At 54.9% G+C, this 15,148-nt stretch carries 8 protein-coding genes; 2 read left to right on the top strand and 6 right to left on the bottom strand.

From position 1 onward, the window contains the following. The first annotated feature begins 58 nt into the window (after window positions 1–58). Window positions 59–1,006: an L-lactate dehydrogenase gene (locus H8695_RS00900; RefSeq protein ID WP_249298892.1), complete on the top strand. Its 948-nt coding sequence runs from the start codon at window positions 59–61 to the stop codon at window positions 1,004–1,006. Window positions 1,007–1,044: 38 nt separating this feature from the next. On the opposite strand, the gene H8695_RS00895 is transcribed toward H8695_RS00900, so the two are convergent. From H8695_RS00895 to H8695_RS00870, 6 genes are all read right to left on the bottom strand, one after another. After that, complete coding sequence (locus H8695_RS00895; RefSeq protein ID WP_249298891.1) at window positions 1,045–5,664, bottom strand: hybrid sensor histidine kinase/response regulator; 4,620 nt, start codon at window positions 5,662–5,664, stop codon at window positions 1,045–1,047. Next, a complete protein-coding gene (locus tag H8695_RS00890) occupies window positions 5,654–6,028 on the bottom strand; it encodes an Hpt domain-containing protein (protein ID WP_249298890.1) in 375 nt (124 codons plus the stop codon). Before H8695_RS00890 ends, H8695_RS00895 begins: the two co-directional genes overlap by 11 nt. Before the next feature lie 3 nt (window positions 6,029–6,031). Next, entirely contained in the window at window positions 6,032–9,637 is a 3,606-nt protein-coding gene (locus H8695_RS00885; RefSeq protein ID WP_430413279.1) for a response regulator, read from the bottom strand. Next, entirely contained in the window at window positions 9,625–12,213 is a 2,589-nt protein-coding gene (locus H8695_RS00880) for an EAL domain-containing protein (RefSeq protein WP_249298889.1), read from the bottom strand. The genes H8695_RS00885 and H8695_RS00880 overlap by 13 nt, the downstream gene beginning before the upstream one ends. A 180-nt stretch (window positions 12,214–12,393) precedes the next feature. Continuing rightward, window positions 12,394–13,221 carry an undecaprenyl-diphosphate phosphatase gene (locus H8695_RS00875; RefSeq protein WP_249298888.1) on the bottom strand — a complete coding sequence of 276 codons (828 nt, stop codon included), beginning with the start codon at window positions 13,219–13,221 and terminating at the stop codon, window positions 12,394–12,396. Between the two features lie 144 nt (window positions 13,222–13,365). After that, complete coding sequence (locus H8695_RS00870; RefSeq protein WP_249298887.1) at window positions 13,366–14,307, bottom strand: AEC family transporter; 942 nt, start codon at window positions 14,305–14,307, stop codon at window positions 13,366–13,368. Window positions 14,308–14,608: 301 nt separating this feature from the next. Between H8695_RS00870 and H8695_RS00865 the strand changes: the two genes are divergently transcribed. Then, window positions 14,609–15,139 (top strand): DUF2383 domain-containing protein, encoded by a 531-nt coding sequence (locus tag H8695_RS00865; protein ID WP_249298886.1) that lies wholly within the window; start codon window positions 14,609–14,611, stop codon window positions 15,137–15,139. The last annotated feature ends 9 nt before the right edge of the window (window positions 15,140–15,148 follow it).

Below are 15,148 nucleotides of genomic sequence, written 5' to 3'. Positions count from 1 at the left end.
TCATAATTCACCCGATCGGAACCAAACTACCACCAGAAACAAAAAGTGGGAGGTTCCTATGGTCAATCTGCAAAAATGCGCCATCATCGGCTGCGGCCAGGTCGGCGCGACAACTGCATTTACTCTGATGAAGAGCGGCCTCTTCTCGGAGCTCATTCTCATCGATCTCGACCCGGAAAAGGCCGACGGGGAGGCAATGGATCTCAACCACTGCCTCCCCTTTCTAAAGCCCGCCCAGATCCGCGCCGGCGGCTATGACGATCTTGCCGACGCCGCCCTTGTCATCATCACAGCCGGCGCAAACCAGAAGCCCGACGAGAGCCGCACCGATCTCGTCGGACGAAATGTCGCGATCATGCGCCAGATCGTACCCGAGATCGTCTCGCGAAACCGCGAGTGTATTCTGCTCGTTGTGTCAAATCCGGTTGACATTCTGACGCAGGCTGTGCTCAAGCTCTCGGGCTTTCCTGCGCAGAGAGTCATCGGCTCGGGCACGGTACTTGACACCGCGCGTCTCAAATACCTGCTCGGCCGGCGTCTGCATGTGGACAGCCGCAATGTGCACGCCTTTGTCATCGGCGAGCACGGCGACAGCGAACTCGCCGTGTGGAGCTCGGCGAATATCTCCGGCGTCGACATCGGCGACTACTGCCGCGTGTGCTGCGCGAGCGAGAGCGCGAAGACCCTCCACCCCATTTTTGATGAGGTTAAAAACAGCGCCTATGCGATCATCGAAAAAAAGGGCGCGACCTACTACGCGATATCCCTTGCGGTCCTGCGCATCTGCGAGGCCATCATCCGCGATGAGGAGTCCATTTTGACGGTCAGCACCCACTGTCAGGGGCACTACGGCCTCGATGGGCTCTGCATCGGTCTGCCCTGCGTCGTGGGGCGTGAGGGGGTGCTTCAGATTCTCGACATCTCTCTCGACGGGCACGAGCGCCAGGGACTTGAGCGCTCCGCCGCGCTGCTGCGGGAGCTCATACGACAACAGCATCTCGACTGAAAGAGCGCCGCGGTCCTCTCGGACTGCGGCGCTCTTTTTTACACGCGCAGCACCTGGCGCAGCGTGCTCTCGAGAACCTGTGTGTCAATCGGCTTTGAGACGTGCGCGTTCATACCGGCGTTGAGAGACGCCTGTACATCCTCGGCGAAAGCATTGGCCGTCATCGCGACAATCGGAATTGTAGCGGCATCGGCACGATCCATTGCCCGAATTGCGCGGGTCGCCTCATACCCATTCATCTGCGGCATCTGAATGTCCATCAAGATGGCGTCATAGGTATCCTGCGGGGTCTGCGAAAAGGCGTGAACCGCCTGCAGACCATCCGTTTTCACAACACAGTGCGCCCCGTGCATGGCGAGCAGCTCACAGAGAATCTCCGCATTGATGGCATTGTCCTCGACGACGAGAAAATGCCGCCCGGCAAAGAGGCTCCCCCTCTGCCCGGAGGGCGCAGAGATCGCTCTTCCCGCGCAGGTGTCGTCCTGCGCGGGTTCAAATTCCAGCTCAACGCTGAAAGTCGAGCCCACGCCCTCGCTGCTCTTGACGGTGATCTTCCCTCCCATCAACTCCACAAGTCCCTTTACAATGCTCAGACCGAGCCCCGTTCCCTCGACGCGTTCGGTCGTTCCACTGCGCGTAAAGGGGGCAAACAGGTTGCCCTGAAAGTCCTCGCTCATGCCGATTCCCGTATCCGATACGACGAACCGGTAGCGCACGTGGCTCTCATCTGCAAGGGGGGCAATCTCCTCCACCGAAAAGTCGATGCTGCCGCCCTCGGGTGTGAATTTGACGGCGTTGCTCAGCAGATTGATCAAAATCTGATTCATCCGCAGAGAGTCCCCGTAGAAGCACTCATGGCGCAGATCAGTGCGAATGTGCAGCGCAAGCCCCGCCTCGCCGGCCTGCGGACCGATCATATCCGCAAGCTGCTGCGTCAACTCGGAAATTGACATCTCCCGGCAGCTGATCGAGAGCTTGTTGCTCTCGATTTTACTCATGTCCAGAATGTCATTGATCAGGCTGAGCAGATGCCTTGAGGAGACTGATATCTTCGCCAGACAGTCGGCCACCCGGTCGCGGTCGTCCATATGGGCCACCGCAAGCGCCGTCATTCCCATGATAGCATTCATTGGCGTTCGGATGTCGTGGCTCATGGTGGAGAGAAAATCGCTCTTGGCGCGGTTGGCCTCCTGCGCCTGGGCAAGCGCATTTCTAAGTTCTTTTTTGGTGCGTTGTTCCGCAGCCAGCATATCGGTCACATCCGCCCGGACGAGGCAGAGCGTGCGGTGGTTGGTATCACCCCACAGCACGTTGACCTGCTTGTACCGCTCCCGATCTGCGTCGCGGTGTACAAACAGGAAATCATACCCCGCCGGCCTCTCAGCGAGCCGCCCGAGCATGTCACCGATCTGGAATCGCGAGAGCACATCCTCCCTGTTTTCCTTGGCAATATACCGGCTCGCAAAGCGTACGATGGCATCCCCATAGTGTTCCACATAGTGCGGTGGTAGATTCTCCAGCACCGTCTCCCTGGTGTAGAGCGTGAGCTTCCCGCTGCTCAGGTCAATGAAGCCCGCAATTTCAAAAGTGTACGCGATCACGCGCAGCAGCGCCTGCTGTTCACGCACAGAATCGGTGATATCGGTGCGCGACAGGCAGATTCGCTTCAGGCGCAGGTCAATGGCGGAGACCGTCATGTTCTTTGTGAGAATACTCCCGTCGTCTTCTACGGAGTAGGCAAATGTGTATGGACCGCTGCTCTGAAGTCTCTCAAGTATCCGGTCCGGATTCAATCCGGTCAGATAGGCCTGCCTGTCTCTCGGGACAATTTTGGACGCCGCCATCGCGGCAATCCATTTCGAGTAGCAGCCATACTCGAGTGGAACATGGCTTGCCACCTCGTTTTGGGAGAGCAGCTTGTAGCTGTCCTGCGACAGATCGACGTCCATGACAAAGTCGTTTCCGGCGACCGAGAGCTGGTGCAGAACCCGCTCGGACATTGTGCGCTCTGTGATGTCTGTCACCATCAAAATGCCGGTGACATCGCCGCTGTCGGGCGTCGCGACCATATTCATCTTGACTTGCGCATACCTCCCGCACGGCTCATTGGGAAGATGAATAAAATACTCCTGGCATCGCTCGGTGATTCCCTGTGTAAAGGCACTCAGCGAGGGCTCACCAAGATAGGTCAATAAAAATTTTTCGCGCTGCTTCGCATCGACTACAAAGTGGGAGAGCCCGTTGAAAAAATCTTCGCGGACTGTCCCGAGTGTCTCCAGCAAATTCAGCCCCGTGTAGTCGTTGATCTCCAATATCTGATTGCGCGTGATGTTGCAGTGGCCGACAATCAGCGCGTCGGGGCCTGGCGTCCTGTAGTGCTGCATGAGCAGCTCGTTGTAGCGCTGACGGATGCTGCGCCGCTCCTCCCGTTCCCTTGTGATGTCATGATAGACCGCGTAGACGCGGCTCTCGCCACCCTCGTTTTGTATCAGCGAGAGTGTGTTTTTAACCCAGACATAGCCCGTCTTTCCACTTGCGATCCGGTAGACGATCTCACACTGACTGTCACCGCTTTCAATGTAGCGCTCCATCTGTTCCCGTACGCTACGCCGGTCGTCGGGATGAACGCCTGCCATCGCATCGTGCCGGTAGAGCTTCCACGCCTGTTCCAGCGTCATGCCGGTCATCGAGGCGAATCCGTCCGAGAGAAACTCCGGCTTCATGCTCCCGTCCTTTTCATAGTGGACCACGGCGACGCCGCTCGGCAGATTTTTGACCATCGTCTGAAAATACTTTTCGAGCCGCTCTTTGTCCCGGCGGATTTTGACCTCTTTCGTGACGTCGCGGATGTACTGAATGTAGGCCGGAACTCCATTCCAGTCCGTCATGCGGCAGCGGGCGGTATAAAAGCGGTCCGCCGCGCCCACTGCGATCTCATGCTCTCTGCCGTCCGGTACATGGGTCTTCAGCGTACAAAATTCACAGGGTTCACTCTTTCCATGAAGCGCCGCATAGCACTTCCGACCGAGAACGTTGCCCCCTTTTGCAAAGAGTTCCGTCTTCTCGTTTGCGTAGAGCAGATCGTAATTTTCACGGTCAATGACATAGATTCCATCTGCAGCCTCGTTGGCAATGTCCTGAAACAGCCGGGTCTCGGCAGACATACCGGTGAAAACCGCGTAAAACCAGGTGGTCTCGGCCAGCGGTCCCATGCGGCGGCCGTTGAGGTGAATCCAGATGAGCCTGCCGTCGCGGTGGTGCATCCGATAGGAGATGTTGAGCACTTCGCCGCTCTCAATGGCCGCTCTCGCCGCCGCAAGCACCCGCTTGCGGTCGAGCGCATAGATCATATCGCAGGCGTCCTTTCGGACGAGCTCATCAAATTCCTCGCGTGTTCGACCCGACAGCGCCGGAACCCCGTCGGAGTAAAAGCTCGGAGTGACATTTCCTCCCTCGATGCGGTAGCTTGCAATGCCTCCCGGAATGGAGTTGACCAGATGATCCATCTCCAGCTGCGCTTCCTTGAGATCGGTAATGTTGTGAAAGACGCACTGAATCAACGGAAAACCATCCTGCCGGCCAATCTGCCTTGCCTGAATGTGCACCCAGACGATGTGTCCATTGCGGTGAATTTTACGAAAGTCAAAATTTGCAACCGTCTGTTCCCGAATGGCGCGACGCAGATTTTCCACCACCATGCGAGAGTCCTCCGAATAGGTCAACTTTGCGGCATCCTCTCGAATGAGCTTTTGATACTCTTCGACGGTGTAGCCGGACAGCTCCGGCACCCCGTCTGAGAAATACACTGTCTCAAAAATATCGCTCACCTTGTAGATTGCCACGCCTCCCGGAATGGCATTGATGATGTCCTGCATCTTCTCATTGGTTTCGGTGAGCTCCCCCTCCAGCGACATCTGCTTGCTGACATCGCTGTACACGCCATAGAGCAGCTTGCTGCCGTCGCCCTGTGTCTTTACCGAGCCCTCCAGACGAATCCAGCAGTAGCTTTCTCTGCGGTCATTCCAGACTCGGTAGGTATGCTCAAAAACGTTACAGCTCTGGATTGCCCGCTGCACCTCACCTCTCAGGACATCCAAATCCTGTGGGTGAACATTCAGATAGTTGGTCTCTCTCTCCAATTGGCGCGCGTGCTCCTCGGAGTAGCCCATGATCTCGTAAAAGGCCAGGTTGTGGAACTCGGGTAAAATATGCTCACCCTTGCAGCGGTAGACCGCCAGTCCGCAGGGGATGCTGCTGAATGTGTCCTGCAGCGCCGCGCGAATACCGCTCTGCCGATCTATTTCGCGCTTTTTTTCCGTGATGTCCACAATGTATTCGATGTGTGCCGGTTTTCCGTCCCATTCGATTCGCTTGCCGCTGAGCTGATAGTATCGGTCGTTGGCCGGGTGGTGAAATTCCCGGACAAAGGGCTGTGTGCCGATCCTGTCTGCGCGGCAGAAAGAACAGGGTTCATCAAACCCGGCCGCACGGTAGCAGCTCGTCAGCTCCCCTTGAAACTCCTCCTCAAACAGCTCTTTCGCCGCCCTGTTTGCATAGAGCAGTTCGCGGGTATCAAGGGCACTTACAAAGATTGCAATCGGCGCTCCGTGAAGAGCCTCGACCATTTGATTCGACAACAGGGAGGCCTCAAGCTTCATGCCGTACCCCCTCACTGAGTTCCCTGTGCAAAATCTCCACCCGGTGAAATTCGTCTTGAATCACCCGGTAGAGCTGTGCATAGTCCCTCTTCTCCCCTGTGCGCAGAGGTTCCACAATGTCGCAGACTGCTTCGTAGAGAGGCGTGAGTCCCAGATTGCCCGCCACACCCTTGAGAGTGTGCGCCGCCTCAAAGGCTCCTTTGCCGTCTCCCTCCTGAAGCGCTGTGCCCAGTTTTCGGAAGCTTTCGTCGGCAAAGAACATATTCAAAAACTTTAAATAGGTCCTTTCATTTCCCATAAAGCGGCTCATGGTTGCCTGATAATCCGCGCCATAGGCCGTCATCACATCTTTAAACTCGCTCACGGTTCAGCCTCTCTTTCCGAATATGAAGTCGTAAAGTGTCTGATACAGCCTGTTTGGCTCAATGGGCTTGGCCAGATGGGCATTCATTCCGGCCGCCCGGCTGATCTCAATGTCATCGTCAAACGCATTTGCCGTCATGGCAATGATGGGAATGGTTCGCGCATCGGCGTTGCTCAGATGGCGGATGTTGGTTGTCGCTGCCAGTCCGTCCATCAGAGGCATGCGAATATCCATCAAAATGGCGTCGTAATACCCCCGCTCCGATTTGCTGAAGCGCTCGAGCGCCTGCAGCCCGTTTTCCACTGCATCCACGACAATACCCTTGCTTTCGAGCAGCAGCTTTGCCACTTCCGTGTTGATCTGGTTGTCCTCGGCGAGCAAAACGCGTTTTCCGGTAAAGTCATACTCCACAGTCCGCTCACTTGAGGCCTGCTCCTCCCTCTCTCCCATCACCTTGGAAAACGCCGAGATGAGAGAGGATTTGAACATGGGTTTACTCATGAGCAGGTTGACACCCGCAAGCTTAGCCTCGTGTTCAATGGCGATCCAGTCATACGCCGTCATGATGATGATGGTCACCTCCGGCCCGACAATCCCACGGATGCGCCGGGCCGTTTCAATACCGTCCATCTCGGGCATTTTCCAGTCGATGAGAATCATGTCGTAGTATTTGCCGTCGGCCCACAGTCCGCTCACTCGCTCGATCGCCTTTCTGCCGCTGTCCACCCACTCGGCTTTGACTCCCATCTCGCGCAGAGTGACAATCGCGCTCTCGCAGACCGCCACATCGTCGTCGACGACGAGAGTCTTCAGGTGGGCGAACTGATACTCCTGCACCTGTGTGTGGCGGCAGCGGCGCTCCTGCTCGCAGATGCCCAGTTTTACTTCCACCGTAAACTCCGTGCCGATCCCCTTGATGGAACGCACGGTGATCTGCCCGTCCATCATATCGACAATGTTCTTTGAAATGGCAAGTCCCAGCCCTGTGCCCCCATACAGGGCGGTCGTACCGGTCGACTCCTGCGAAAAGGGCTCGAAGATGTGCGGGATAAATTCCTCGCTCATGCCGACACCAGTATCGTTGATGACAAAGCGCAGCACCGCCGTATTTTTGAATCTTCTGCGCTGCTCGGCGGAAAAAGTGACTCTTCCGCCCTCGTTGGTGAACTTGATGGCGTTGCTGAGAATATTGATGAGCACCTGCTGCAGCTTCATGGCGTCACCGATGTAGCAGTCGTCGAGAACCGGGTCGGCAATGCACTCGTACTCCACACCCTTTGCCGCCGCCTGGTTGAAGCAGATGGCGTTGATGCCGTTTAGAAACTCCTCCGTTGGAATCTTCTCATTTTTGAGCAGCATTTTGCCACTCTCAATTCGGCTCATGTCGAGAATGTCGTTGATCAGCGACAGCAAAAAGCGGGAGGAAATGCCGATTTTGGCCAGGCAGTCCGCCACCTGCTCCCTGTCGCCGAGGGACTGTGCGGCAATCGTGCTCATCCCGATGATCGCGTTCATCGGAGTGCGGATCTCATGGCTCATGCGTGAGAGAAAATCACTCTTGGCCGCATTCGCCTGCTCAGCGGCCGACAGCGCGGCCGCAAGATCGTCTTTCTGCCGCTGCTCCTGACGCACAATGTCCGTCACATCCATGCGCATGATGCACACGCGTGCGAGCTCCCGGCTGATGTAGAACACCCGGTGGCGCATGATTCTGAGTTCTCCCTGGGGATTTCTCATCTCCACGAGGAATGTGTAAAAGTCCTGGCGGCTCAGCTGATCTTTCATATAGCGATAGCCGAGCTTCTCCAGATACTCCCGCCGCGACTGCTCGTCCATAAACTGATCGGCGATATTGCGAATTTCCCTCTGGAAGTTTCCCGGCCTGGGCACCATGCTCTCATGGCGGTCGTTAAACGAGATGATTCGGTGGGTGTCAGACTGCATGTCGACCTCGGTAATAACGTCATAGTCGAGCTGTGTGATCTGGTCGAGAAGCTGCTCTTGCAGCTTCTGCTCGGTGATGTCAAATGTGTAGAAAAAGACAATGATGTCGCCACTCTCGGGGTTTCGGTAGGAGCGAAAGTATGTGCTGCTCCAGAACGCGCTGCCGTCGTTGCGCCGGCGCAGAAAGGTAAAGTGGTAGTCCACCCGGCCCGCCGAATAGTCGGCGAGCACCTGCTCTCTGCTAAGGGCGCTTCGAATGGTATCCGCATAGCTCTCATCCACTGCCGACGCCGACAGATTTGCAATGGTCCCGTCATAGGTGTCACCCACCTGTGCGATCGCCACATCCGAGGTGGTGAGATAGTTCTCCATACGGTTCTGTGTGGCATTGAGGCGCCCCTGGATGCTGCCGCCCGACGAGGCAAGCTCGGCAAAGTACGCAAGCTCCTTTTCATAGAGATCCCGAATGCGTTCCTGCATCCGCTTTTCCTCGGTGATGTCGACAAAGACACAGTAAAAATGCTGCTGTTCGTCTTCTTCGCGAATCAGCTGCGCCTTGATGGAAATCCATTTCACCGACCCGTCCCTGCAGATCAGGCGGTTCTCGTTGCGAATGGTATTGCCGAATTTGAGTTGCTCTCTGAGCCTATCGGCCATAATAGCCAGATCCTCGTGGTGAATCACCGCAGACATTCTGTTGCCAAGAGCGGCAAACTCCTCTCTGGTGTACCCGAGAAAATCAAACAGCCCGTCATTGGCTTCGATCACAGAAAAATCGCGGTCGAACCGGCAGCGGAAGACTGCGCCGGGAATGTTGTTGTAGAGGTGCATGACCTCCTCCTGCGCCTGTCTGCGCTCTGTGATATCGATGCAGACAGACGCGATGGCAAACCGGCCGTCCTCCGCTGTCACTCTGCGGCCAATGTCATGGACCCAGATGTAGGAGCCGTCACGTTTTTTCATGCGGTATTCCACGACATACTCGCCCTTTTCCTCCAGCTGAGCTACCACAGCGCCATCGACAAGTTCTCGATCACCTGGATGTATGCAGTTTGAGATCAGACCGCCGATGTCGTGTACAAATTCCTCTTCGTTCTCATAGCCCAAATAATCCAGCATCCGGCGGTTGATGAAATAAAAGGGGAAACCCGGTTCCAGATAGCCCCCCAGCATTCCGCCGGCAATCGAGTCGTTTAAAAGCTCCTGTCTCTGGCGGATCGCGTTCTCCATGACCAGTGTATGTGGATAGTGTTCACTCTCGCGCTGGCTGCCGCCTGGCTCGGCGAAATACAGGCTGTCAAACAGCAGTTTTCCGTCCCGCTCCACCATGGTAAAAAAGCCCCTCAGGCGCCAGACATATGCGGAGTTTTTCAGTGTCAGCTCCGCTGCCAAGCTGCTGATGTCCGGCGCCATCTGCTGATGATGTATGGTTTTGAGCTCAAACGAAAACGGCTCGGGAATCTCGAGAATGTCCTCTCTGAGATAGTCCGCCATCTTCTCTTTTCCCCGCACAAACTCCTGCTCGCCGGTACCGATGAATGCGACATCATCTGTGAAAAATGAAAGGGCCGCCTGTGCGTCCCGTTCTTCAAACCATGCCTGGCAGAATTCATACAGCATCTGCTCCCATACTGTAACCCCGTCCATCTGCGTCAGTCTTCCCACAGCCAACACCCGCCTTTTCTCTTCTTCTTCGCCTCATACAGAGCCCGATCCGCCCGTTCAATCATCTCACTGAGCGGCAGACCTGTGTCACAGAGCGCCACTCCTGCCGTACACGCAGCGGGAAACTCTTCTGTAAAAGGAGTGTTGCGGACAGCCTGGCAAATGCTCTCCCCTTTTTTCAGCGCGGTTTCCCGTGTGCTCATCTGGCGGATGACGGCGACGAACTCGTCGCCGCCGTAGCGGGCCAAAATGTCTGTCTCTCTCGTCAGTGAGCGCAGTACCGAACTGAAGCACTCAATCATCTCATCGCCTTTCACATGGCCATAGTTGTCGTTGATGTGCTTGAGATCGTCCAGGTCAAAGAGATAGACCGCCATCGGCGCGTCCTCCCTGCCCAGGCTCTCAACCGCAGCGGCAAGGCCGCGCCGGTTGAGAAGCCCTGTCATGGAATCCCGGTAGGCCTCGTCTTTGAGCACATGCTCACGCTCGCGCAGCGTATTGATTTCCACCGCACGCAAAACGCGCTGGTACAGACTCGCCTGTGAATGGGGCTTGCCGGCAAAATCGTCCGCTCCCTGCTCCCATGCGCTGCACTCCCTGCGCATATCCGACGGCGCTGTTACAATGACTGGGATATTCCAGACCGCTTTCTCCCTTTTCATCATCGTGAGAGCCGATTCCCCATCTGTCTGGGGCAGAGTCATACTCAGGATGATCGCCGCAAGCTGGGTGGCGCAGTTTGCTATACAAGCCAGCGCCTCATCTCCGTTCGCCGCCTGAAAAACCTGATATTTCCCTGCGAATGTTGCACTCACCTGTTTGCGGTACTCGGCGTCCTCATCCGCCACAAGAATGGCCTGCGGCAGCTGTCCTGCCCAGTGGTCACCCGGCCTGTGGGCATCGCCCTGCATATGGACTTTCCGCTGTGAAAAGAGCTCTTCAAATTCAGCGAGGGGCATGGGCTTTGCAAAATAGTAACCCTGCGCATAGTCGCAGCCGATTTCGCGAAGGCGTCTGAGCTGTTCGCCGGTCTCGACTCCCTCTGCCACCACGCTTAAATTCATCCATCTTGCAAGGCTCATGATAAACCGCAGAATACCCTGACTGATCGGTTTGACAGTCTCGCTCTGAATGAATTTCATGTCGAGCTTCAAGATGTCGAGCGGCATCCGATTGAGCATGTTCAGCGACGAGTAGCCGCTTCCAAAGTCGTCCATCTCTATGACAAATCCGAGTCTGCGAAGCTCTTCCACCGTCTCAATAATCTGGCTCGGATTTTCGGTGTAGGCGCTCTCCGTAATCTCCAGGTGAAGTCGGGAGGGCGGCAGCTCGTATCTCTCAACAATTTCTTTGAGAACATCCGCCAAATCCGCATGGTAGATATCGGCCCGTGACACATTGACCGACACCGGTATGGGGGGATATCCCTTTTGGTCCCACTCGCGAAGCACCGCGCACGTCCGGTCCCAGATATACTGATCGAGCTTGGCGATAAAACCGCTTTTTTCAAACAGGGGAATAAACTCGCTCGGCGGCTGAACCCCCCACTGCGGATGGTTCCATCGCACCAGGGCCTCCGCCCCGGCAAGAGAACAGTCGCAAAGCCGATATTTCGGCTGAAAATACACGACAAACTGATTTTGTGCCAGTGCAGACTCCATGCTGTCGGTGATGTCCCTCTCGCGCAGAAGTTTTCCGCGCAGCTTGTCGTCATAGGCCGCGAAATGTCTGCCGTACAGCCCCTTAATGCTGCGCGCCGCGAGCAGAGCCCGATCGCACATCTGCTCAACAGTGAGGGACCGGTCCTCTACGGCGTATATTCCCCATTTCATCACGACATTTTTGGCGTTTGACAGGGCTTTGATCTGCTCACCGACCCGCACAAACAGCTCATCGGTGTACTTCCACCGCCGCTCCAGCAGGCAGGCGAACTGATCGGCGTTGAAGTGCCCGCAGATTCCGAGGTCTCCCACCTGTTCGGCGTAAATTTTCGCCACGCCGCGAAGCAGATGGTCGCCTGCCGGCACGCCGAATATGTCGTTGATGAGCTTGAAGTTCTCTATGTCGGAGCAGATGATATCGTACTCCCGGTCCGGATTTTGAGTGATCAGTTCTTTTGCACGCTGGTAGAAAAACTCTTTGCTGTAGAGCCCGGTCAGACGGTCATATTGAAACTGATTGATCATGGCTGCAGTTTCACGCAGGTTGATGATGCTTGCCACGCGGTGTAAAATCACCTGGGGCTTGTATGGCTTGGCAACAAAATCAGTCGCGCCGTGAGACAGTGCCGTGACCTCATCGGACTCATCGTCGTTCTGTGTGGTCACAATAATCGGAATTGACGAATAGCGAGGGTCAGATTTGACCCTCGCCAGAAAAGTGTATCCATCCATGACCGGCATGATGATGTCGAGAAGAATCAGAGAAATCTGCTCGCCCAGTTCTCGGAGCACCTCAAGAGCTACCAGACCGTTTTCCGCCTCCAAAACCTGGTACTGTGAGCACAATATCTCACGGAGCATTGCCCGGTTTATCCCGTTGTCTTCCACAACCAGAATCTTTTTCTGTGTATTCATTGCTCACAATCCCTCTATTACGCGGCCGCCCACCATACTATTTTTGTTCACCCGGACTACCAATCTTTTCTATTCTAGCATACATCGCGCAGCAAGGCAATTTTTCGACAAATAACACAGCGTCAAAACAAAAAGCGGAGAGAGGCAGCCTCTCTCCGCTTGATATTCTGTTTGACCCTTTTATTTTGCAAAAATCAAAAAGTATGACAGCACCACCACGCCGAGGATGATCCGGTACCAGCCAAAAGCCTTGAAATCGTGCCGGCGGATGTAGCTCATCAAAAACTTGATCGCCAGCACCGACACCACAAAAGCGACAATGGTTCCCGTGAGCAGTATCATGATCTCCGTGCTGGTGTAAGAAAAGCCGAATTTGAGCAGCTTGATGGCACTCGCACCAAACATGGCGGGAATCGCCAGAAAGAAAGAGAATTCTGCCGCCACCCCGCGTGAGAGCCCGATGAGCATCGCACCGAGTATGGTGGAACCGGAGCGCGAGGTCCCCGGAATCAGCGAGAGCACCTGAAACATACCGATGGCAAAAGCCGTCTTGTAGCTGAGTTCCTCAAGGGAGCGCACGCGCGGCGCGCGCTTTGCATTTCGGTTTTCCAGCACAATGAAGAGAATGCCGTAGACGATGAGCGCTGCCGTGACAACCTGGTAGCCGCCAAAGAGCTCCTCAATCTTGTCGTTGAGAGGAATGCCAACGACCGCCGCTGGAACCGAGGCCACAATCACTTTGCTCCACAGCGACAGCGTCTCGCGCTTTTGTACCGCACTTTTTCGAGGGGAAAAGGGATTTAGCTTGTGAAAGTAAAGTACGACTACTGCGAGAATCGATCCGAGCTGGATGACCACGAAAAACATGCCCCGAAATGCGGGCGTCATGTTGAGATGGATGAATTCATTTGCCAGTATCATGTGGCCTGTACTCGACACTGGGAGCCATTCGGTGATGCCCTGGATGATGCCGATGATAACTGCCTTAAAAAATTCAATGAGCTGCATGGCGCTACCCCTCTGATTGATTTGAAATGTACAACGATATTATCATAACCTCGGCGTCGTCATTTGTCAAAAAGGAACCGCCATTTGACGGAGAATTGTAAGAATTGAAAAAAGCGAGTGGAATCTCTCCACTCGCTTTTGTGTTCAAAAGAGCGTGATCAGATACATGACAAGCGGCATCGTCACCATAAACAGAATGGTCGTTACAAAGATCGCCGTTGAGGCGTATTCGTGATCCGACCCCTCCACCCGCGCGAGCACGGCGGTGTTGTTCATCACCGGAATCGCCGAGAGAATGACCAGCGACATCACAACACTCGGATCGAACCATCCAGTCGCGTTCAACACCAGATACACAAGCAGCGGGAATGCGATGAGCTTGACCGCGACAATCGACAGAACACTCGGTCTCTTGAAAATTCCCTTGACACCCATATAGTAGAGGCTTCCACCGAGGTAGACCATTGCGACATACTTTGCCGTACCGCCGAGCGATGTGATGGAGTTGAAAAAGACCCCCTCCATCTTCACGTTGAAAAACAGCAGAATAAATCCCGCGATGACAGCGAAGAGTGTGGGATTGAGCATGTTTTTGAGATTGAACTTGTACTGGCCCTCTTTGCGCTCTTTGTCGGTGAGAAGAAACATGCCGACCGTGTAGAGAAGTAGCTGGTCAATCAGCGAGTACATAGAAACCGTGAGTACGCCAAGCGGTCCGTAGAGTTCCTCAATGATGGGCAGACCGATGAAGCGCGCATTGCCAAAAGCCATATCAGCCGTGTGGACATCGAGCGTGTTTCCCTTGAGACGAAACAGAAGTCCCGTGAGCCGCCCGAGAAACAAAAGCACAAAGAGAATGGCAAAAGACGCGAGCAGAATGGGAATCGAGTCAAACAGAGTCTGGCGCGTGCCTGAGGAGGGAATCAATGTCAAAATCATAGCCGGAAGCAAAATTTTGGAAATGAGATTTGCTATGACCTTGAGATTGTCCGGTGTAAATACTTTCATTTTAGCCGCAACTGCGCCGATGGCGATCATGATCGCAAACATCAACATTTGATCGATGATAATACTGATCTGTTCCATATCTCTTCCCCATCCAAAAAACAAAATAAAACGGTGCGAATTCTCAAGGGCTGCAGCCGTTTGTTTGATTATTATATCATTGATACAATTTTGATACAAGTGACTTTTCGCCGAGGATTGGGTCAAAACCAATACCATTTTTAGTTGTTTTGCCCTTGTCTGCGATTTTCAGAATGTACATTGTTATGGGCAAAGAGCCCTTTGCGACCGTTGTCTGCATGTGCGGCTATTATTTTCATCTGGTAGGGTTTTGGCATTTGCAGATACTAAATCTGAAGTATTTTTGAAAGGAGGCTGCACCGTGAACGAATACAGCATTTCTGCCATGCGCCACCTGCTGCCCGATGTAGAGCTCGGCGCGGACCAGTATCTGAAATATGCCGACGCCACCCAGAATCCCGAGCTGCAACGCGTCTTCCAGCGCATTCAGGCCGACTGTTCAAACGACGCCGAGGCAATTCGCACGCGCGTCAGAGAACTCGGCGGCAAACCGAAGTCCGGCCCGAGCGCCCTGCGGGCGCTCGCAAAGTTCAGCGACGCCGTCAGCGCACTTGGCGGACGCGACGAAAAATCGCTTTTGGAGAGCGCCGTATCTAACGAATATATCCGCGCCATGTGCTTTGAGACAGCACTCGGCCGGGGGCTGGAATACAGGTGCCGTGAGATTGCCGAAAACGGCCTTGAACGCGCCAAACAAAACGCCGACCAACTCAGCGAGCTGCTCTGCCGCTATGAGGACCCCGAGGAAGTTCGCCGCTATCGCGAGGAGCTCGAGCGCATCAATCACCAGCCGCAAAACCGCAATGCCACCGAAATATTGCCCTTTCCATAAAAGAGGAAG

Origin of the sequence: Feifania hominis, assembly GCF_014384765.1 — a bacterium.
Lineage (GTDB): Bacteria > Bacillota > Clostridia > Oscillospirales > Feifaniaceae > Feifania > Feifania hominis.
The sequence above is the reverse complement of the archived record's forward strand: the minus strand, read 5'-3'. Positions and strand labels throughout refer to the sequence as shown.